Below are 20,265 nucleotides of genomic sequence, written 5' to 3'. Positions count from 1 at the left end.
GCAGCCTAACGGGACGGAGAGATCGAAGACCCACGTTTCCGGGTATACGCCAGAAGCGGCCAGGCGGGTGGGAAGCTCGATGAGAGTCACTGCGGCCAATGTCACACTCTCGCCTTACTTGTCCGTACGGAGCCGGAATACGGGTTGAATGTGGCCGCATTGGCCGCGACAAGGATGGGAACGAGACCGTCCACGGGGGAAGCAGGCACCTTCCGACTTCGGAAGTGCGCAGACCGACCGAAAGATGCTCGAGGCGAGGCACACCATGGACGCTCCGACCACCACGTCGGCCGACAACGGCACTTCTGGCGGCGGGGGCGACTGGTTCACACCCCGCAAGAACCCGACGGCAGCACCGGAAAGCGACGCCGCCGGTTCGCCGGACAGCACGGCGGAAGCGCGTCGACCGGCCACGATACGCCCGGTGGGCAGGCCCGGGCCCGTCCCGGAAGCACCGGCAGACGCCCAACCCGGGCCCCCCGGTTCGCCATCCGGCAGCCCACGCACCGATGGGCCCGAACAAGGGCGTGAACATCCGGAGGCGATACCCACGCCCGCCTCTCCGGCCGTACAGCACGCTCCGTCCCCCGCCGCTGCGTCCGGCCCCACTGTCTCGTCGCCGGGCCCCGCCCCCACGGCGCTCACCCCGACGCCCTTCGCCTCCACCGTTGACCCGCCCCGCACTCTCCCCGAACAGCGGGTTTCCGCCCAGGAACACGCACCGGCGCCGCCCTCGAGTCCGGACGCCACCGCACCGGCCGAAGAGGGCTCCCCTGACGCCCTCCTCATCCGCCGCACCATGGCCGAGGTCGCGCCGGTTGCCGACAAGGTCACGTCGTACTTCTACGCCCTGCTCTTCGTCCGCCATCCCGATCTGCGGTCGCTGTTCCCCGCCGCGATGGACACCCAGCGGGACCGGCTCCTCAGAGCGCTGCTCACGGCCGCCGAGCACATCGACAACAAGGACGTCCTCGTCGACTACCTGCAAAAACTCGGCCGGGGCCACCGCAAGTACGGGACGCGGCCCGAGCACTACCCGGCCGTCGGCGAGTGCCTGATCGGCGCGTTGAGCAAGTACGCCGCCGGGGTGTGGAACGCGGAGATGGAGGCGGCCTGGATCCGGGCCTACACCACGATCTCCCAAGTCATGATCGACGCGGCGGCCGCGGACGAACTACGTGCCCCGGCCTGGTGGTACGCCGAGATCGTCACGCACGACCTGAGAACGCCGGATGTCGCGGTGGTCACCGTCCGACCCGACCAGCCGTACCCGTTCCTCGCCGGGCAGTACACGAGTGTGGAGACGCCTTGGTGGCCGCGGATCTGGCGGCACTACTCCTTCGCGTCGGCGCCCCGGTCCGACGGTCTGCTGTCGTTCCATGTCAAGGCCGTACCGGCCGGCTGGGTCTCCAACGCCCTGGTGCACCGCGCCCGCCCTGGCGACATCATCCGGCTCGGCCCGCCCGCGGGTTCCATGACCGTCGACCACACCACCGACAACGGCCTGCTCTGCCTGGGCGGCGGCACGGGTATAGCGCCCATCAAGGCCCTGGTCGAGGATGTCGCCGAGCACGGGGACCGCCGGTCGGTCGAGGTCTTCTACGGTGCCCGCACCGACCACGACCTGTACGACATCGACACCATGCTCCGCCTCCAGCAGACCCACCCCTGGCTCTCGGTCCGCGCGATCATCGACCAGCAGGCGCACCTTCAGCTGCCGGACGCCATACGCACCTACGGGCCGTGGGACCAGTTCGATGCCTACCTCTCGGGCCCGCCCGGGATGATTCGCAGCGGTGTGGACGCCCTGCGGGACATCGGTATCCCGTCGGACCGCATACGGCACGACTCCGTCGAGGAACTGGTCGCGGCGGGAAGCTGATCAGGCGTCTCAGCCCAGGTCGGGCGCGTGCATGGCGAGCACGCCCTCGATGTTGCCGTCCAGGTAGTGGCGCAGCGACAGCGGCACGAGATGGACGGAGGCGATTCCGACCCGGGTGAAGGGCACGCGCACGATCTCGTACTCGCCGACCGGCTGGTCCACCTCGGGGCCGTGACGCAGAGAGGGGTCCATGGACTCCAGACGGCAGACGAAGAAGTGCTGCACCTTCACCCCGGTCGCGCCGCCGTCCTCTCCGATGTGCTCCATGGTGTCCACGAAGCAGGGCACCACATCGGAGATCTTCGCGCCGAGCTCTTCGTACACCTCACGGTGCAGGGCATCGACGACGGTGGAGTCACTGGGCTCGACCCCGCCACCAGGGGTGAGCCAGTAGGGATCCACACCCGGCTTGGTGCGCTTGATCAGGATCAGGTCGGCACCGTCCAGCAGAACGGCGCGGGCGGTGCGCTTGACCACGGGTCGGACGGTCATGAGTGAAATGTGGCCCGGCTGGTTCCACGTGAAACATCGCGAAACGTCACCGGTCGAGCTCCCAGAGTGAGGAACGGCCCCGAGCGCCCACACCTCACGTCAGTGCACCCCGGCGCGCGTCTCCGAGCGCCTCAGCACCAGTCGGCCGAGGACCGCAGCAGCCAGTCGTGTGCCCGCGCGATATGGGGCATCGCGAGCGTCCCGGTCCGGACGACCAGGAAGTACGTCCGAAGCGGCGGCACCGCCGGCTCGTGCAGCGCGACGACATCGCCCCGCTCCAACGCTGCCGCGCACAGATAGCGGGGCAGCACCGCCAGGCCTGCGCCGGCGACCGCGCAGGCCAGGACCGCACGGAGGTCGGGGACGATCACGGTGCCCGGGGCGGCCGGATGCGAGTCGAAGACGGAGGCCCAGTAGCGGGAGACGAACGGCAGTGACTCGTGCACCTCCACCACCGGCACTTTGTCGAGGGCCGGTTCCGGCCCGCAGTCGGGCTGCCCGGTCCCGAGCTGCTCGGACCAGCGCGGGGCGGCGACCAGAACGTGTTCCTCGTCGCAGAGCGCAGTCGCCGTGAGCAGGGCGCCGCGTGGCTGAGCCGTGCTGATGGCCAGATCATGGTGCCCGGCGGAAAGCCCTTCCAGCGTTTCCTCGGCGGTCCCGAAGGAGGCGCGCAGGGCGAAGCCCTGGCCGTCCTCGCCGGTCAGCTCCGTGAGGGCGGGCAGGGCTCGTTCGGCGGTGAACTCCGGAGGACCCGCGAGGTGCAGCGTCCGTAAGGAGGAGTCGTCGTCGAGGCCGGTCTCGGTGATCTCCACCAGGGCGTCGAGATGAGGTGCGGCCTTGTGGGCGAGTTCGTCGCCGATGCTCGTCGGGGTCACGCCACGGGCCTGTCGCAGGAACAGAGGGCGGCCCAGTTGCCGTTCCAGCGTCCGTATCTGCGAGGTGACAGCAGGCTGAGAGAGGCCGAGCAGGGCGGCGGCGCGGGTGAAGGAGCCGGCCCGGTGCACGGTCACGAAGGTCCGCAGCAAGGCCAGATCCACCGCGCACCCCCCTCTTCGGCCCCTGCTCCCTGCCCTGGCCGTGCCCAACTATAAATAAGTCGATAGGTCTCTGTCGCTACTGTGATTGGACACTGACAGAGAGTCAACTAGCCTTGGTCGCGCGGTTCTTGCGCGCGGAACCGGGGGACGGTCCGAGCCACGAGGGGGGAGGCTCGGACCGTCCGTGGGGGTGGTCAGGCGGCCGACTCGTCCAGCGCACGCAGCACATCCGCCACCAGGTCCTCGGGATCCTCGGCGCCTACCGACAGCCGGATGAAGCCCTCCGGCACCGCGTCTCCGCCCCAGCGGCCACGCCGTTCGGCCGTGGACCGCACCCCGCCGAAGCTCGTCGCGTCGTCCACGAGGCGCAGCGCGTCGAGGAACCGGTCGGCACGCGCGCGGGTGGGCAACGTGAACGACACGACGCAGCCGTAGCGCCGCATCTGCCGCGCGGCGATCTCGTGGGAGGGGTCGTCGGGCAGTCCGGGGTAGCGCAGCCCTGCCACCTCGGGCCGCTCGCGCAGCGCCTTCGCGACCGTCAGGGCTGTCGCGCTCTGCCGGTCGACCCGCATCTGGAGCGTCGCGATCGAACGGTGCGCGAGCCAGGCCTCCATGGGTCCGGGAATCGCACCGACGATCTTGCGCCAGCGGCGCACGGCCGCCATGGCCTCGGGGTCCCGGCCGACCACATAGCCGAGGAGGACATCGCCGTGGCCGGTGAGCTGCTTGGTGCCGCTGGCCACCGCGAAATCCGCGCCGAGCTCCAGCGGACGCTGGCCGAGCGGTGTCGCGAGGGTGTTGTCGACGGCGACCAGGGCACCACGCGCGTGTGCCGCCTCGGCGAGCCGCCTGATGTCACACACGTCGAGCCCGGGATTGGAAGGAGTCTCGATCCACAGCAGCCGCGCACCGTCGAGGACGTCGAGCTGGGCGTCCCCGCCGGTGGGCGCCGTGCGCACCTCGATGCCGTATGCCTCCAGCTGAGCGCGGACCAGCGGCAGCGCCTGGTAGCCGTCGTCGGGCAGCACACACGCGTCGCCGGTGCGCAGCTGGGAGAAGAGCACCGCCGAGATCGCCGCCATGCCCGAGGCGAAGACGAGCGTCTCGGCGCCGTCCCGGCCGGGGGCCTCCAGCTCGCCGACGGCGCGTTCCAGCAGCGTCCACGTCGGGTTCTCGTCGCGGCCGTAGGTGTAGGGACCGGTCGGGTCGCCCGGGAGATGGAAGTGGGCCGCGAACACCGGGCCGGGCAGGGTGGGCTCGTGCTTGACCGGCTCCGGCAGCCCGGCCCGCACCGCACGCGTGCCGTCACCGGCGCCCGCGGCGGCCGGGTCGGCGGGGCCCGTCACCTGGCCCGCGGCCCCCGACGCGTCATCTGCGGCAGCTGGCCCGCCACCTCCGGCACCCGTCGCGGAATCACTCATGCCACCTGTCCCTCCACGTCCTCGCGCACTGCGGCGAGCAGACCGGTGCTCGCAGCCTCCACCATCTCAAGGCACTCCTCGAAGCCGTCCATGCCCCCGTAGTAGGGGTCCGGTACGTCGAGGTCGTCGCCGGCGGCGGGATCGTAGGAGCGGAGCAGCCGTACCTTCCCCGCGTCCTGCTCGGTGGGCGCGAGGCGGCGCAGGGCCCCGAGATGGCCGGAGTCGAGGGCGATCACGAGGTCGAGGCGGGAGAACCACGACGACCGGAACTGCCGGGCCGTGTGGCCGCCCTGGTATCCGTTGTCCTCGAGGACGGCCACGGTGCGCGGGTCGGCGCCGTCGCCCTCGTGCCAGCCGCCCGTACCGGCGCTGTCGACCTCCACCAGCTCGTCGAGACCGGCCTCAGCCACCCGCGCGCGGAACACGATCTCGGCCATCGGCGAGCGGCAGATGTTGCCCGTGCAGACGAAACAGACCCGGTACGTCATGTCCGCTCAGTCCCCGTCGGGCAGGATGACGTGCAGCGCCCAGGAGACGACCGAGATGATCAGGGCTCCCACGACGGCCGTCCAGAAGCCGTCCACGTGGAAGCTCAGGTCGAGCTTGTCCGCCAGCCACGAGGTGAGCAGCAGCATCAGCGCGTTGACGACCAGCGTGAACAGGCCGAGGGTCAATATCAGCAACGGCAGGCTGAGGAGCTTGACCACCGGCTTGACCAGGAAGTTCACCAGGCCGAAGAGCAGCGCCACGATGATCAGGGTGGCGAACTCCTTGCCCGTGCTGTCACCGGTCAGGGTGATCTTGTCGAGCAGCCATACGGCGACCGCCAGGGCGCCCGCGTTCGCGATCGTCTTGACTAGGAAATTCTTCATGTGTCTGATCGTGGCAGACCTGATCGGACACGGGCACAAGAGGCAGGGGCGGACAAGGCGATGAAAGCATTCCGGCTGGACGAACTGGAGGCGGAGCGCGCCGCCAACGAGGGCGCCTACCTGCAGTTTCTGCGGGAGCAGAACATGTCGGTCGGCTTGTACGCCCTCGACGCGGGCGAACAGGATCCACAGAAGCCGCACAATCAGGACGAGGTCTACTTCATTGTGAGCGGTCGGGCCGCGATCACCGTCGGGATGGAGACCACCCAGGTGGCGCGCGGCAGTGTGATCTACGTGCCGGCGGGCGTCGCTCACAAGTTCCATCACATCACCGAGGACCTGAGGGTGCTGGTCATCTTCTCTCCGCCCGAGAGCTGACGCGGCGTCTCAGGGTTCCCTAGGGGGTCGGTCAGGGGAGGACAAGGGATGCGAGGCACCCGTTCGACCCCCTCCCGCACCTAGCATCGAGTGCAGGACATCAGAGATCCGACAGGACCGACAGGACCCGGCACTCGAACGGGCGGAGAGGTAAGGACGAGGGCGATGCGAGAGATCTTCACGGGACTGCCGTGGTGGGTGAAGTGGATCGCGGTGCCGGTCATCGCCCTGGTCGTGTTCGGCGGGCTGATCGCCAGTGTGGTCGGGTTCGTCATCGGACTGCTCTTCAAGGTGCTGGTCTTCGTGGCCCTGGTCGGCGGACTGATCTACGTCGTACGCAAGTTCACGTCGAGCTCCTCGTCGCGCAGCGACTGGTGAGACCGGTGGGAAACCGGTGGGGGTAGCGGGAAACGCCTGGAATCACCGGTTCCCTCGGGCGGGGGAAGTTTCCCGGCGGGGCCGTCTGCAGGCGGTGGCAGGCGAATAGAGTCCGGAATTCGACGCGGGGACTTCCCCGCGAGCGGCATTCACCCCCACCCGTGTTCCCCGCACGGGTCTGTCCCTCGCGCTTCGGGAGAGCCCCTTGGTCCCGGCTGACACCGCACCCGCCCACCTCCGCACCGTCCCCGCGCAACCCCGCTCGGCGGCGCCCTCCGGGCCACCGGCTCCGGCTGCCGCACCGTCTCCGCCGACCCTGATCGGCTCCGTGCAGCGCGCGATGCGCCTGCTGGAGACCGTCGCCGCGCACGAGCACGGCGCCCCGGCCAAGCAACTGGCCCGTGAGACCGGGCTGGCCCTGCCCACGACGTACCACCTGCTGCGCACGCTCGTGCACGAGGGCTATCTGCGCCGGGACAAGGGCCTGTTCTTCCTCGGTGAGGCGGCCGAGCGGCTGAGCAGCAGCGGGGCGCGGCAGAAACGTCGCAGCACGATCGTCGACGCCCTGGCGCGCTGGCGGGACGCCTTGGGCGTGCCCGTGTACTACGCGGTCTACCGCGAGGGCGAAATCGAGGTCATGTGCGTCTCCGACACCCCCGTCAACCCGGCGGTCGAGGAATGGGCCGACTTCCGGGAGACCGGGCACGCGCACGCCATCGGGCAGTGCCTGCTGTCCCAACTGGACGAGGACACACGCCGTGACCACCTCGACCGCTACCCGGTGCAGCCCCTCACGCCCTACACGGTGCGCGACAACCACAGCCTGCTCAGGCGACTGGAGCGGATCCGGCGGATGGAGCCGGTGACCGAGCGCCAGGAGTACGCCCTCGGCGCGGTCTGCGCCGCGATCCCCCTCACCCTCGGCACCACGGCAGCGACGATGGCCATCTCACTCCCCGCACATCAGGCCGACCGGCTGCTGCCCGCGGCCCGGCAGTTGCAGGCCGAGATGGGGCGGTTGCTCGGCTCACTCGCGCTCTCTATCAGTATGTGAAAACTCACTCCTTGTGATCTGCTGTGTACGTTCAGCAAGATTCCACCAAGTGTCAGAGGTTCGTTCCCGGCCAGTAACGGCGATTGACGGGGTTATCGATGCGCGAGTCCGTACAAGCAGAGGTCATGATGAGCTTTCTCGTGTCCGAGGAGCTCTCCTTCCGCATCCCGGTGGAGCTGCGCTATGAGTCCAGTGATCCCTATGCCGTCCGGCTGACGTTCCACTTGCCCGGTGATGCCCCGGTGACGTGGGCTTTTGGACGGGAGTTGCTGATCGACGGGGTCGGCCGGCCGTGCGGGGAGGGCGATGTGCGCGTCACGCCCGTCGAACCCGACGCGTTGGGCGAGGTGTTGATCCGGCTTCAGGTGGGCAGCGACCAGGCGTTGTTCCGTTCGTCGACGGCACCGCTCGTCGCTTTCCTCGACCGTACGGACAAGCTGGTGCCGCTGGGCCAGGAGGGCTCGCTCGCCGACTTCGACGCGCACCTCGACGAGGCCCTGGACCGCATCCTCGCCGAGCAGAGCGCCGGCTGAGCCATGGCCCGGCGGCACGGTGGAGTAACGCTTCACCGAACGCCGCCGAGCTACGCAGGAACGCTTCTTCCTGCGATCGTCCTACGATCTTCCTCCGGCCCGGCGAGACGCCTCGGGCTCTGAGGCGTCAGCGCTTGCGGCGCCTGCCCCTCCCCCCGCGGACCGGGACCGCGGAGGCGGCCTCCGGGGCGGGTCGTGAGCCGGGGCGGTCGGCCGAGACCACCAGCGCCGCCAGGGCGGTGGTGACCGGCACCGAGGCGACCAGGCCGATCGAACCCACCAGCGTGCGCACGATCTCCTCCGCGACCAGCTCGCTGTTGGCGACCGTCCCCACACTGCTCTGCGCGATGGAGAACAGCAGCAGCAAGGGCAGCGCGGCACCCGCGTAGGCGAGGACGAGCGTGTTGACGACCGAGGCGATGTGGTCGCGGCCGATCCGGATGCCCGCGCGGTAGAGCCCCCGCCAGCCCATCGACGGGTTGGCCTCGTGCAGCTCCCAGACCGCCGAGGTCTGCGTGACCGTCACGTCGTCGAGTACGCCGAGCGAGCCGATGATGACGCCGGCCAGCAGCAGACCGCTCATGTCGATCGTCGGGTAGAGGCCGTGGATCAAACCGGTGTTGTCGTCGGTGTTCCCGGTCAGGGCGGCCCAGTCGATGAACACCGAGCCGAGGATGCCGATCAGCAGCAGTGAGATGAGGGTGCCGAGCACCGCCACGGACGTCCGGGCGGACAGGCCGTGACACAGGTACAGGGCGATGAGCATGATGGCGCTCGCGCCGACCACCGCCACGACCAGCGGGTTGGAGCCCTGCAGGATCGCGGGCAGGATGAAGAAGTTCAGCACCATGAAGCTGATGGCCAGGGCGACCAGCGCCATGACACCCCGCATCCGCCCGACGACCACCACGGCCAGGGCGAAGATGCCCGCGAGCAGCGCCATGGGCAGACGGCGGTTGATGTCGGTGACCGAGTACTGCAGGTCCTTCGGCGCCGAGGGCTCGTAGGCGACCACGACCTCCTGGCCCTCGTGCAGCTGGCGTGTCTGGTCGGGCTGGACGATCTCGGTGAACGTACGGCCCTTGTCGTCGCCGCTGTCGACCCGGATCGTCGCCCGCTTGCAGGTGCCCTTCTCCTCCTGCACCGCGGAGGAACCCTCGGCCGTGGAGGTGTCACCGGTCGGCGGCACGCCCGAAGCGCCGGCCTCCTTGCAACTCACCTCGACCACCTTGGTGACGGTGGCGTCCTGCGTCTGCCGGTCGAACCCGACGCCGGTGCGCTCGTGCGCCGGAGCGCCGCCCGGCCACAGCACGGCGAGACCGACCAGCACGGCAGCGCCGAACGGGATCAGGATCGCCGCGATGACCTTGCGCAGATGCAGGGAGACAGGCGTGGCCGGACCGTGACTGTGCGCATGCCCGTGCCCGCCACCCGAGCCGGAACCGAGGCCGTGCCCGTCGCCTCCGCCGTGGCCGTGGCCGTGGCCGTGCCCGTCGCCTCCGCCTTGGCCGTGCCCGTCGCCACCGCCCTGACCATGACCCTGTCCGTTGCCTCCGCCGTGACCGGAACCGTCCCCGGCGCCACCGCCGTGGCCGCCACCCCCGGAGGGCCCTGATCCGTACTCACCACCGGTGCCATGTCCGGAGCCCCGCCCATACTCGCCGCGGCCCCCAGGGCCGAACCCCGTGTCCTGCCCGTACCCGAGCTCAGGGCTCTGCCCCGTGGCAGGCCCTGGCACTCTGGCCCCTCCCTGCCCGGCCCCGGCGGCGAAATCACGGCCGTCGCCACGGCCGTTGCCGTTTCCGGCGCCGGATCCGCGGGGCGGCTCGGGCGGTGGGAAGGAGGGACGCTGCGTCGTGGTCACCGCCCGATCATCGCAAGAACGAGGGGGGCCCTCTGTTCACCGCGCCAGAATTGCCGCTAGCGTGGGGGCACCTTTTGTACACGCGGGAGCTCGGAGCACCGGGCTGAGAGGGCGCTGACCTCCGTCCCAGCGATGTTTCACATGAAACGTCGCCGGAGTCGAGTGATGTTTCACACGAAGCATCGCCGGACGGACACCGCTGCGTCGACCGCCGAACCTGTTACCGGGTAATGCCGGCGTAGGGAGTAGGTCTCATGACCAACAAGGACGCACGCACGCCTGCCTCCGTTCAGGACGAGACGTCCGAGGAGGCCGGGAAGTCCATCGGCTGGCACAAGGCGTACATCGAGGGCACCCGCCCCGACCTGCGCGTGCCGGTCCGTCAGGTGCACCTCACCAACGGCCAGGCGGTCACGCTGTACGACACGTCGGGCCCCTACACCGATCCACTCGTCGACACCGACGTCCGCAGGGGTCTGTCGCCGCTGCGCGAGAACTGGATCATCGCCCGCGGCGACACCGAGGAGTACGCGGGCCGCCCGGTCCGTCCCGAGGACGACGGCATCAAGCACACCTCGCCCCGTGGTGGTCTCCGCAACCTGGACGCGGTCTTCCCCGGCCGGCCCCGCCAGCCGCGCCGCGGCAGGGGCGGAGAGGCGGTCACCCAACTCGCGTACGCCCGCCGCGGCGAGATCACGCCCGAGATGGAGTACGTGGCCATCCGGGAGAACGTCTCGCCCGAGGTGGTCCGCGACGAGATCGCCGCGGGTCGGGCCGTGCTGCCGGCCAACGTCAACCACCCGGAGATCGAGCCGATGATCATCGGCAAGCGATTCCTGGTGAAGGTCAACGCCAACATCGGCAACTCGGCGGTGACCTCCTCCATCGAGGAGGAGGTCGAGAAGATGACTTGGGCGACCCGCTGGGGCGCCGACACGGTCATGGATCTGTCCACCGGCCGCAACATCCACACCACGCGTGAGTGGGTGCTGCGCAACTCCCCCGTGCCCATCGGTACCGTGCCGCTCTACCAGGCCCTGGAGAAGGTCGACGGCCGGGCCGAGGAGCTGACCTGGGAGATCTACAAGGACACGGTCATCGAACAGGCCGAGCAGGGCGTGGACTACATGACGGTCCACGCGGGTGTGCGCCTGCCGTACGTGCCGCTCACGGCGAACCGCAAGACCGGCATCGTCTCCCGGGGCGGCTCGATCATGGCGGCTTGGTGCCTCGCGCACCACAAGGAGTCGTTCCTGTACGAGAACTTCGAGGAGCTCTGCGAGATCCTCGCCGCGTACGACGTCACGTACTCGCTCGGGGACGGACTCAGGCCCGGATCGATCGCGGACGCCAACGACGAGGCGCAGTTCGCGGAGTTGCGCACGCTCGGGGAACTCAACCGGATCGCGAAGCGTTTCAACGTACAGACCATGATCGAGGGCCCGGGCCACGTCCCGATGCACAAGATCAAGGAGAACATCGACCTTCAGCAGGAGATCTGCGATGAAGCTCCGTTCTATACGCTCGGCCCGCTGACCACGGACGTCGCCCCGGCGTACGACCACATCACCTCCGGCATCGGTGCCGCGATGATCGCCTGGTGGGGCACGGCGATGCTGTGCTACGTCACGCCCAAGGAGCACTTGGGCCTGCCGAACCGTGACGACGTCAAGACCGGCGTGATCACCTACAAGATCGCCGCCCACGCAGCCGACCTCGCCAAGGGCCACCCGGGTGCGCAGGAGTGGGACGACGCGCTCTCGGACGCTCGTTTCGAGTTCCGGTGGGAGGACCAGTTCAACCTGGCCCTCGACCCGGACACGGCACGGGAGTTCCACGACGAGACCCTGCCCGCGGAGCCCGCCAAGACGGCCCACTTCTGCTCGATGTGCGGTCCCAAGTTCTGCAGCATGAAGATCTCGCAGGACATCCGCCGGGAACACGGCGGCACAAGGGCCGAGGTCGAGGAGGGCATGGCCCTGAAGTCGAAGGAGTTCGCGGCGAGCGGGAACCGCGTGTACCTGCCCATCGCGGACTGACCGCCGCTCACAGGCCGGGGCCGACGCGCCCCGCGCCATGCACAGGCCCGGGGCCGACGGGCCCCGGCCTGTGGGAGGTGCCGTGCGAGGAGCCGCCCGGGGTCTCGCCGCCCGTGGCGGGCGGGGGTGCCCGGACGGGCTCCGCCGGCTACTCCGGCTGGTGCTCCGGTCCTCCGAAGTCCGGGCTGGTGTAGTCCGGGCTGCTGAAGCTGGGGCGCGAGCCGCGGTCGCCGTCGTCCGGGCTGGTGAAGCCCGGGCGGTCGTAGCCGAGGTGCGGCATGCGGCTGACCGGAGTGGACGAGGACGTGGGGTGCAGCGCGGCGGCCGCGCCGGGGTCGGCGAGTGCGTCCCGCAGGAACGGCAGGATGCCGCGTTCCAGCAGGGCCTCGTGCCAGGCCTCCTTGGCCTGGGCCACCTCGCCCTGCAGTTCGCCGTGCGGCCCGCCCTCGGCCGTGGGCTTGTTGCGCAGAGCGGTGAGCAGCAGCCCCACCGCGGCCACGAGGATCGCGACCGCGGTCACGGCACCGAACACCCAGCCCGTGGTGAGCATGGTCCGGGCGAACCCCTGCTCGGGGTCGAGCATCCGCAGGATGTAGCCGACGAGCAGGAAGATCGCCGCGGCGGTACCGGCCAGGACGGGTGCGAGGACGGCGACGACGGCGACGGCGCCCGCGCCGGTGGTCTCGGCGACCCCTCCGACGGTGGCGGCGAGCCCCGACGCACCCGAGCCAGGCTCGGAGGCGTTGGACCCGCGCACGGCCGGTGAGGCGGCCGAGGCCGGCTGACGCAGTTCGTCGCGGACCTTGACGTAGTGCTGGTACTCGGTCGAGGCGGCCGCCGTGATGAGCGCGGTGGCGCTCAGCGCCATGGTGCGCAGCTGTTCGGGGTTGAGCCGCTGTCCGACAGCGGCCAGTTCCGGACGGTGTGGTGCGGAGCGCAGCGCCTCATCGAGGATCCGCTCGTATTCCTGGCGGTCCTCGCTCAGCAGGTGCTGCGGAACGCTGTTCATGTGCATCCCCCGATGCTCCGTAGGGCTTGGGGCTCGGCATGCTGACGAGCCGTCGGGCAGAAACGGAGGGGAGCCTGCTACGGATAAGCCGATGGTAGAGCGGTGACGGTACGCGGTGACAGGGGGTTTACCGAAATTGACCCCTCACCGGCCCGGTCCTCCGACCGGGAACGCCTGCCCGGTGAACGTTCACGTATCCAGCGGCAGTTGCTGGACCAGCAGCTTTCCGGCCATGGTCACGCCGCCGTCCATCGCGATGGCGAGTCCGTCGGCGTAGACGTGCGGTCCCTCGATGACGGGGTCGCCGTTGTCCTCGTCGTCCTCGGAGCCGACCTCACCCAGCAGATAGGGGATCGGGCTGTGCCCGTGAACGATGCGGCTGCCCCCGTACGTATCGAGCAGGGAGCGCACGGCGTCCGCGCCGCCCTCGTCGCGGAAGGAGAATCGCTTGGTGAACTTGCGGAACAGGTCCCAGACCTCGTCCGCGTCGTTGCGGGTGATCGTCTCGCGGACGGTGTCGTTGACCTCTTCGATGGAGCGGCCGTAGTCGAGATAGGCGGTGGTGTCGGAGTGGACGAGCAGGTGGCCGTCGACCTCCTCGATGGCGTCCAGGCGGGACATCCACTGCAGGTGGTGGTCCTGGAGGCGGTCCATGTCGGTCTTCTGGCCGCCGTTGAGGAGCCAGGCCGCCTGGAAGGTGGCGGTGCCCGCGCCGGAGTTGACGGGGGTGTCGCCGAATCGCTTCGCACCCAGCAGGAGCAGTTCGTGGTTTCCCATGAGCGCCTTGCAGTAGCCGCCGGCCGCGGCGGCCTCGGCGGACAGCCGCATCACCAGGTCGATGACGCCGATGCCGTCCGGGCCGCGGTCGGTGAAGTCGCCGAGGAACCACAGCCGGGCGGTGCCCGCGCACCAGTTGCCGGCGGCGTCGAGCAGGCCCTTCTCCTGCAGGGCCGACACCAGCTGGTCGAGGTAGCCGTGCACGTCACCCACGACGTACAGCGGGCCCTGCCCGGTGGTGGACTGCGGGGCGGCGATCTCGGGATCCACGGTCACCTGAACAGTGTCACCCCGGTTGACGACGGGAAGGTCGCGCTGGGTCGGCGTGTATCCCTCGGGGTAGGTCTCCTCGGGCGGCGGGGCGACCTCGGGGTGGACGCTGTGGACATACGGACCGGCCTCGTGGACGTACGCGGGCACCCGGAAGTCGCGCAACGTCGCCGTCCGCTCCACCTCGGGTCCCTGACCGGCCCCCTGAGTCATCGACCCCTCCACCATCGCGCCGCGTTGCACCGCATCGGACTGCCTGGTCGTAGCGGCCCGCGGGTGTCGTGGGCCCATCATAGGAATGCGGATCGCGCCATGTGATGACCCAGGGGTGGTGAATCAGAGCAAGAGTCCAGTTCACCGCGGCTTTCGCCCCGATTGGGCCGGGCTTTGACCACCGTGTGACCGCCCGCGCTCTTCTTCTCTTCGCGAGAACGATCCCTTCTCTCCGGGGGACCGGCCCTGTTTCTCCCCAGGAGGGCGACCTTCCTCTTACCCGTGCGGGACCTACGTGTCCTCGGGTGATCGCGGAGGGCTGACCGTCGTGCGCGGCGGGCGTCGCTGGGACGAGGTGCGCACGATCAGCTCCGTCGGTATCACCTGCTCCACCGGGTGGTCGGATTCCACTCCCTCGATGGCGTCGATGAGGAGCTGTACCACCGCCGTGCCGATGCGGCGGGGTTTCAGGGAGAGCGTGGTGATGGGCGGTTCGGTGTTGGCGTACACCGTGGACTCGCTGCAGCAGACCAGCAGCAGGTCGTCGGGGACGCGCAGGCCGTAGCGGCGGGCGGCGGCGAGCAGGTCGGTGCCGTTCGGGTCGAACAGTCCGTAGACCGCGTCGGGCCGGTCGGGCCGGGCGAGGAGCCGGTCCGCGGCGACGGCGCCCGCGCATGGATCGTGCGCGGGATAGGACTCGTACACCGGGTCCTGGCCGACGCGCTCGCACCAGCGCAGGTAAGCGGTGGTCGACAGGTGGGTGTAGGTGTCCGTCGTCGTGCCGGTCAGCAGGCCGATGCGGCGGGCGCCGGCGTCGGCCAGGTGGTCGAGGATGCCGAGGACGGCGGCCTCGTGGTCGTTGTCGACCCAGGCCGTGACCGGCAGCGCACCGGCCGGGCGGCCGTCGGAGACCACCGGCAGCCCTTGCCGGACCAGCTCGCTGACGACCGGGTCCTGGTCGGAGGGGTCGATGACGACCGTGCCGTCCAGGGCGACGTTGGACCACACGTCGTGGCGGGAGGTCGCGGGCAGGATGACGAGCGCGTAGCCGCGGGCGAGCGCGGCGGAGGTGGCGGCCCTCGCCATCTCGGCGAAGTACGCGAACTCCGTGAAGGTGAAAGGTTCATCCCCGTACGTGGTGACGGTCAGGCCGATGAGGCCCGACTTGCCGGTACGGAGGGTCCGGGCGGCGGCCGAGGGCCGGTAGCCCAGGCGGTCGGCGACTTCCCGGACATGGCGCCGGGTGGCGTCCGGGAGTCGGCCCTTGCCGTTGAGGGCGTCGGAGACGGTCGTAATGGAGACTCCGGCGGCGGCGGCCACGTCTCTGATGCCGGCCCGGCCCGGCCGACTGCCTCGCCGTGAGGTTTCCGCGCGGCTCACCTGGTGCTTCCCTGCTGCTGTCATGGCGAGCCGATAGTAGGGCTCATGCGGTGGGGTAGTGCGGACGCATATGCACGCGTTGACAGGCACGTTTCTGCATGATCATTTAACCTCAATTGCCTTGGAAGTCATGGGTGTTGAGCGCTTTCTTGGCAGTACGTGGCTTGTCGGCGTGCACGGGCCTGCCAACTGGCCGAGGTTGCGAAGAGGTCTCAACTCACCTGCACGGGGGATGCGCGCCACGGCGTGCACCACCGGCGCATAGATATATGTGCGGCGCGCCCCCGGATTAGTACGCCTTGGTGCGGTGATGCCCCAGATGCCGGTGGGACGGGGGAGCGCGGGGCCGGCCGCTCGGTCGTGGCTATACGCAGCGGCGCCGAATCCTCATAAGGTGAGGAGTATTGGATGTCGGCGGCGGTCATGGGCCGCCGGTCTTCACGAGGAGGACTGCGGTGAGCGAGACGAGCCCCAAGCTGCGCGCCGAGCTGGAGGGGATCCCCACCTACAAGCCGGGCAAGCCCGCCGCGGCAGATGGCCCGGTGGCCTACAAGCTGTCCTCCAACGAGAACCCCTACCCGCCGCTGCCGGGCGTGATGGAGAGCGTGACGGCGGCGGCCTGCAACTTCAACCGCTACCCGGACATGGCCTGTACGGCGCTGATGAACGAGCTGTCCGAGCGGTTCGGGGTGCCTCTCTCCCACCTGGCCACCGGCACCGGCTCGGTCGGTGTCGCCCAGCAGCTGATTCAGGCCACCTCAGGCCCCGGTGACGAGGTGATCTACGCCTGGCGCTCTTTCGAGGCCTACCCGATCATCACGCGGATCAGCGGCGCGACGCCGGTCCAGGTGCCGCTGACGCCCGGGGATGTGCACGACCTCGACGCGATGGCCGACGCGATCACCGATCGAACCCGGCTGATCTTCGTCTGCAACCCCAACAACCCGACCGGCACGGTGGTGCGACGAGCGGAGCTGGAGCGCTTCCTCGACCGGGTCCCGCGCGATGTGCTGGTGGTCCTCGATGAGGCGTACCGCGAGTTCATCCGCGACCCCGAGGTGCCGGACGGCGTCGAGATCTACCGGAACCGGCCCAACGTCTGTGTCCTGCGGACCTTCTCCAAGGCCTACGGCCTCGCCGGCCTGCGCGTCGGTTTCGCCATCGCCCATGAGCCGGTGGCCGCGGCGCTGCGCAAGACGGCGGTGCCGTTCGGCGTGAGCCAGCTCGCGCAGGAGGCGGCGATCGCCTCGCTGCGGGCCGAGGACGAGCTGTTCGGCCGGGTCGGTTCGCTGGTGTGTGAGCGCACGCGCGTGGTCGACGGGCTGCGCTCGCAGGGCTGGACGGTGCCCGAGACCCAGGCCAACTTCGTGTGGCTGCGGCTGGGGGAGCGCACGGTCGCGTTCGCGCAGGCCTGCGAGCAGGCGGGTGTGGTGATCCGGCCGTTCCCGGGCGAGGGTGTGCGGGTGACGGTCGGGGAGGCCGAGGGGAACGACATCTTCCTGAAGGTGTCGGAAGGGTTCCGCAAGGAGCAGTAGGGCTTCGTGGCCGCCAGGCGGCAAGGAGCAGCGACTCTCCGCGTGCCTGGTCAGGTGTCCAGGAGTTCCACGCGGACGGGGTCTCCGTCCCGCACGGTCCCGAGCAGCCCGGGGTCGCCGTCGAAGCGGCCCAGGACATTGCACGGACCGGCGAGGCGGCATTCATCGTCCCGCGAGATCGGAGTGGGTCCGTAGGGGAGGGCGAGGGCATCGCCGTCGGTCCAGAAGGCGACGGTGCCCGGCTCGACGACCTCTTGGGCGCCTGTTTCACGTGAAACCGACACCCCCGTGTCGAAGTACACCTCCGCGCCCAGGTGCGGGCGGTGGAGACGAGGGGCAGTGCCTTGACCAGGGCCTGGCTGGTCGGGGTGTCGCCGAGCGAGGCGTCGAGATGGCCCGCGGCCAGGAGATCCGTATCTGTAGCGGTGGCGGTGTTTGCATGCCGCCGATTCAACAATATGTTGAAGTTCGAGCCAAGGGCTCGACTGTGACGGGGGAGACACGGACCCCCTCAAGATGCTCGAAAGTCCGTGCTGCATAATGGCTTGTGAATGTGAACGCTTTCACAAGCGTATGTAAGGAGCGGCGACGTGGACCTGGCTTTGGCGCCGGAGACCCTGGCGCGATGGCAGTTCGGAATCACCACCGTCTACCACTTTCTGTTCGTCCCCCTGACGATCTCCCTGGCCGCGCTCACGGCCGGTCTGCAGACGGCGTGGGTGCGGACGGAGAAGGAGAAGTACCTCCAGGCGACCAAGTTCTGGGGCAAGCTCTTCCTGATCAACATCGCGATGGGTGTGGTCACCGGCATCGTGCAGGAGTTCCAGTTCGGCATGAACTGGTCCGACTACTCGCGCTTCGTCGGTGACGTCTTCGGTGCGCCGCTCGCCTTCGAGGCACTGATCGCGTTCTTCTTCGAGTCCACCTTCATCGGCCTGTGGATCTTCGGCTGGGACAAGCTGCCGAAGAAGATCCATCTGGCCTGTATATGGATGGTCTCCATCGGCACGATCCTGTCGGCCTACTTCATCCTCGCGGCCAACTCCTGGATGCAGCACCCGGTCGGCTACCGGATCAACGAGGCGAAGGGCCGGGCCGAGCTCACCGACTTCTGGCTGGTGCTGACGCAGAACACCGCGCTCGCCCAGGTCTTCCACACGCTCACCGCGGCGTTCCTGACCGGCGGCGCCTTCATGGTGGGCATCGCCGCCTTCCACCTGGTCCGCAAGAAGCACGTCCCCGTGATGAAGACCTCGCTCCGGCTGGGCCTGGTCACCGTCGTCATCGGTGGCCTCCTCACCGCGATCAGCGGTGACGTGCTCGGCAAGATCATGTACCAGCAGCAGCCGATGAAGATGGCCGCGGCCGAGGCGCTGTGGGACGGCGAGAAGCCGGCTCCCTTCTCGGTCTTCGCCATCGGCGACGTCGACAAGGGCCACAACAAGGTCGCCATCGAGATCCCCGGCCTGCTGTCCTTCCTCGCGAAGGACGACTTCACCTCGTACGTGCCCGGCATCAACGACGTCAACAAGGCCGAGCAGGAGAAGTACGGGCCCGGCGACTACCGGCCCAACATCCCCGTGGCCTACTGGGGCTTCCGGTGGATGATCGGCTTCGGCATGACGTCGTTCGCCATCGGCCTGGCCGGGCTGTGGCTGACCCGCAAGAAGTTCATGCTGCCGCAGCACCTGAGGGTGGGCGACGACGAGGTGCCGCATCTCGTCCTGCTGCCGAAGAAGGCGCTCGGCCCGACCCTCACCAAGTGGTACTGGCGCATCGCGATCCTCACCCTGGGCTTCCCGCTGATCGCCAGCTCCTGGGGCTGGATCTTCACCGAGATGGGCCGCCAGCCGTGGGTCGTCTACGGCCTGTTCCAGACGCGTGACGCGGTCTCCCCCGGTGTGTCGCAGGCCGAGGTCATCACCTCGATGGTCGTCTTCACCACGCTGTACGCCATCCTCGCCGTCGTCGAGGTCAAGCTGCTGGCCAAGTACGTCAAGGCGGGCCCGCCGGAGCTCACCGAGGCCGACCTCAACCCGCCCACGAAGATCGGCGGCGACGCCCGTGACGCCGACAAGCCGATGGCCTTCTCGTACTAGGCCGAGGGAGCTGCACAGTCATGGAACTGCACGACGTCTGGTTCGTTCTGATCGCCGTCCTGTGGACCGGCTACTTCTTCCTGGAGGGCTTCGACTTCGGGGTCGGCGTGCTCACGAAGCTGCTCGCCAGGAACCGGCCCGAGAAGCGGGTGCTGATCAACACCATCGGCCCCGTCTGGGACGGCAACGAGGTGTGGCTGCTCTCGGCGGCGGGCGCGACCTTCGCGGCCTTCCCCGAGTGGTACGCCACGCTCTTCTCCGGTTTCTACCTGCCGCTGCTGCTCATCCTGGTCTGCCTGATCGTCCGGGGTGTGGCCTTCGAGTACCGGGTGAAGCGGCCCGAGGAGAACTGGCAGCGCAACTGGGAGACGGCGATCTTCTGGGCCTCGCTGCTGCCCGCGTTCCTGTGGGGCGTGGCCTTCGGCAACATCGTGCGGGGCGTCAAGATCGACCAGGACTTCAACTACGCCGGCGGCGTCCTGGACCTGCTCAACCCGTACGCACTGCTCGGCGGCCTGGTCACACTGTCGCTGTTCACCTTCCACGGGACGGTGTTCGTCGGGCTCAAGACGGTCGGGGAGATCCGGGAGCGGGCGCGGAAGCTGGCGTTGCGGGTCGGAGCGGTGACCGCCCTGCTGGCGCTCGCCTTCCTGCTGTGGACGCAGTCCGACCGGGGAGACGGTCCGTCGCTCGTGGCGATGGCCGTGGCCGTGGCCTCGCTCCTCGTGGCCCTGGTCGCGGCACGGGCCGGGCGTGAGGGCTGGGCGTTCGCGCTGTCGGGGCTCACCATCGTGGCCACGGTGGCGATGCTGTTCCTGACGCTCTTCCCGAACGTCATGCCGTCGACGCTGAACCCGGACTGGAGCCTCACGGTCACCAATGCCTCGTCCAGCCCGTACACACTGAAGATCATGACCTGGTGTGCCGGGATCGCCACGCCGGTCGTCCTGCTCTACCAGGGCTGGACGTACTGGGTGTTCCGCAAGCGGATCGGTACACAGCACATCGCCGAGACCGCGCACTGAGGTGTGT

18 protein-coding genes and 1 pseudogene are annotated in these 20,265 nt (G+C 69.2%); 9 read left to right on the top strand and 10 right to left on the bottom strand.

The window, feature by feature from the left end; translation table 11 throughout:
* The first annotated feature begins 244 nt into the window (after positions 1-244).
* The gene (locus FDO69_RS08330) at positions 245-1,882 is read left to right on the top strand and encodes a globin domain-containing protein (RefSeq protein ID WP_420878494.1); all 1,638 of its coding nucleotides are present in this window, start codon (positions 245-247) and stop codon (positions 1,880-1,882) included.
* Positions 1,883-1,891: 9 nt separating this feature from the next.
* Here the strand turns inward: FDO69_RS08330 and FDO69_RS08325 are convergent, their stop codons facing one another.
* The 5 genes from FDO69_RS08325 to FDO69_RS08305 form a co-directional block, all read right to left on the bottom strand.
* Complete coding sequence (locus tag FDO69_RS08325; protein ID WP_104779096.1) at positions 1,892-2,374, bottom strand: NUDIX domain-containing protein; 483 nt, start codon at positions 2,372-2,374, stop codon at positions 1,892-1,894.
* Positions 2,375-2,505: 131 nt separating this feature from the next.
* On the bottom strand, positions 2,506-3,411 hold the full coding sequence (locus FDO69_RS08320; RefSeq protein ID WP_104779095.1) for a LysR family transcriptional regulator: 906 nt from the start codon (positions 3,409-3,411) through the stop codon (positions 2,506-2,508).
* Positions 3,412-3,605: 194 nt separating this feature from the next.
* Positions 3,606-4,832 carry a cystathionine gamma-lyase gene (locus FDO69_RS08315; RefSeq protein WP_104779094.1) on the bottom strand — a complete coding sequence of 409 codons (1,227 nt, stop codon included), beginning with the start codon at positions 4,830-4,832 and terminating at the stop codon, positions 3,606-3,608.
* Positions 4,829-5,320, bottom strand: a complete 492-nt coding sequence (locus FDO69_RS08310; protein WP_104779093.1) for a low molecular weight protein-tyrosine-phosphatase — start codon at positions 5,318-5,320, stop codon at positions 4,829-4,831. Before FDO69_RS08310 ends, FDO69_RS08315 begins: the two co-directional genes overlap by 4 nt.
* A gap of 6 nt (positions 5,321-5,326) precedes the next feature.
* A complete protein-coding gene (locus FDO69_RS08305) occupies positions 5,327-5,704 on the bottom strand; it encodes a phage holin family protein (protein WP_104779092.1) in 378 nt (125 codons plus the stop codon).
* Between the two features lie 60 nt (positions 5,705-5,764).
* Between FDO69_RS08305 and FDO69_RS08300 the strand changes: the two genes are divergently transcribed.
* The 4 genes from FDO69_RS08300 to FDO69_RS08285 all read left to right on the top strand — a co-directional run bounded on the left by FDO69_RS08300 (position 5,765) and on the right by FDO69_RS08285 (position 8,047).
* Positions 5,765-6,082, top strand: a complete 318-nt coding sequence (locus tag FDO69_RS08300) for a cupin domain-containing protein (RefSeq protein WP_104779091.1) — start codon at positions 5,765-5,767, stop codon at positions 6,080-6,082.
* A gap of 165 nt (positions 6,083-6,247) precedes the next feature.
* A complete protein-coding gene (locus FDO69_RS08295; RefSeq protein ID WP_020271174.1) occupies positions 6,248-6,460 on the top strand; it encodes a DUF5326 family protein in 213 nt (70 codons plus the stop codon).
* Between the two features lie 316 nt (positions 6,461-6,776).
* Positions 6,777-7,514: an IclR family transcriptional regulator gene (locus FDO69_RS08290; RefSeq protein ID WP_267896219.1), complete on the top strand. Its 738-nt coding sequence runs from the start codon at positions 6,777-6,779 to the stop codon at positions 7,512-7,514.
* Positions 7,515-7,612: 98 nt separating this feature from the next.
* The gene (locus FDO69_RS08285; protein WP_104779090.1) at positions 7,613-8,047 is read left to right on the top strand and encodes an SsgA family sporulation/cell division regulator; all 435 of its coding nucleotides are present in this window, start codon (positions 7,613-7,615) and stop codon (positions 8,045-8,047) included.
* Between the two features lie 127 nt (positions 8,048-8,174).
* Here the strand turns inward: FDO69_RS08285 and FDO69_RS08280 are convergent, their stop codons facing one another.
* On the bottom strand, positions 8,175-9,911 hold the full coding sequence (locus FDO69_RS08280) for a YibE/F family protein (RefSeq protein WP_104779089.1): 1,737 nt from the start codon (positions 9,909-9,911) through the stop codon (positions 8,175-8,177).
* 254 nt (positions 9,912-10,165) lie between these two features.
* On the opposite strand from FDO69_RS08280, the gene thiC reads away from it, so the two are divergent.
* Positions 10,166-11,950 (top strand): phosphomethylpyrimidine synthase ThiC, encoded by a 1,785-nt coding sequence (thiC, locus tag FDO69_RS08275; protein WP_104779088.1) that lies wholly within the window; start codon positions 10,166-10,168, stop codon positions 11,948-11,950.
* A 148-nt stretch (positions 11,951-12,098) separates the two neighbouring features.
* Here the strand turns inward: thiC and FDO69_RS08270 are convergent, their stop codons facing one another.
* The 3 genes from FDO69_RS08270 to FDO69_RS08260 form a co-directional block, all read right to left on the bottom strand.
* Positions 12,099-12,965, bottom strand: a complete 867-nt coding sequence (locus tag FDO69_RS08270; protein WP_104779087.1) for a hypothetical protein — start codon at positions 12,963-12,965, stop codon at positions 12,099-12,101.
* 183 nt (positions 12,966-13,148) lie between these two features.
* Positions 13,149-14,234, bottom strand: a complete 1,086-nt coding sequence (locus FDO69_RS08265; RefSeq protein ID WP_267896218.1) for a metallophosphoesterase — start codon at positions 14,232-14,234, stop codon at positions 13,149-13,151.
* Positions 14,235-14,510: 276 nt separating this feature from the next.
* The gene (locus tag FDO69_RS08260; protein WP_104779085.1) at positions 14,511-15,623 is read right to left on the bottom strand and encodes a LacI family DNA-binding transcriptional regulator; all 1,113 of its coding nucleotides are present in this window, start codon (positions 15,621-15,623) and stop codon (positions 14,511-14,513) included.
* A gap of 431 nt (positions 15,624-16,054) precedes the next feature.
* On the opposite strand from FDO69_RS08260, the gene hisC reads away from it, so the two are divergent.
* The gene (gene hisC, locus FDO69_RS08255) at positions 16,055-17,134 is read left to right on the top strand and encodes a histidinol-phosphate transaminase (RefSeq protein ID WP_104779084.1); all 1,080 of its coding nucleotides are present in this window, start codon (positions 16,055-16,057) and stop codon (positions 17,132-17,134) included.
* 50 nt (positions 17,135-17,184) lie between these two features.
* On the opposite strand, the pseudogene FDO69_RS08250 reads toward hisC, so the two are convergent.
* Positions 17,185-17,575: pseudogene (locus tag FDO69_RS08250) on the bottom strand (cyclophilin-like fold protein).
* Between the two features lie 149 nt (positions 17,576-17,724).
* On the opposite strand from FDO69_RS08250, the gene FDO69_RS08245 reads away from it, so the two are divergent.
* On the top strand, positions 17,725-19,233 hold the full coding sequence (locus tag FDO69_RS08245) for a cytochrome ubiquinol oxidase subunit I (RefSeq protein ID WP_104779083.1): 1,509 nt from the start codon (positions 17,725-17,727) through the stop codon (positions 19,231-19,233).
* Positions 19,234-19,253: 20 nt separating this feature from the next.
* Positions 19,254-20,258, top strand: coding sequence for a cytochrome d ubiquinol oxidase subunit II (cydB, locus tag FDO69_RS08240; RefSeq protein ID WP_104779082.1), 1,005 nt, complete (start codon positions 19,254-19,256; stop codon positions 20,256-20,258).
* The last annotated feature ends 7 nt before the right edge of the window (positions 20,259-20,265 follow it).

It is taken from the genome of Streptomyces tibetensis (assembly GCF_007655005.1).
GTDB lineage: Bacteria > Actinomycetota > Actinomycetes > Streptomycetales > Streptomycetaceae > Streptomyces > Streptomyces tibetensis.
The sequence above is the reverse complement of the archived record's forward strand: the minus strand, read 5'-3'. Positions and strand labels throughout refer to the sequence as shown.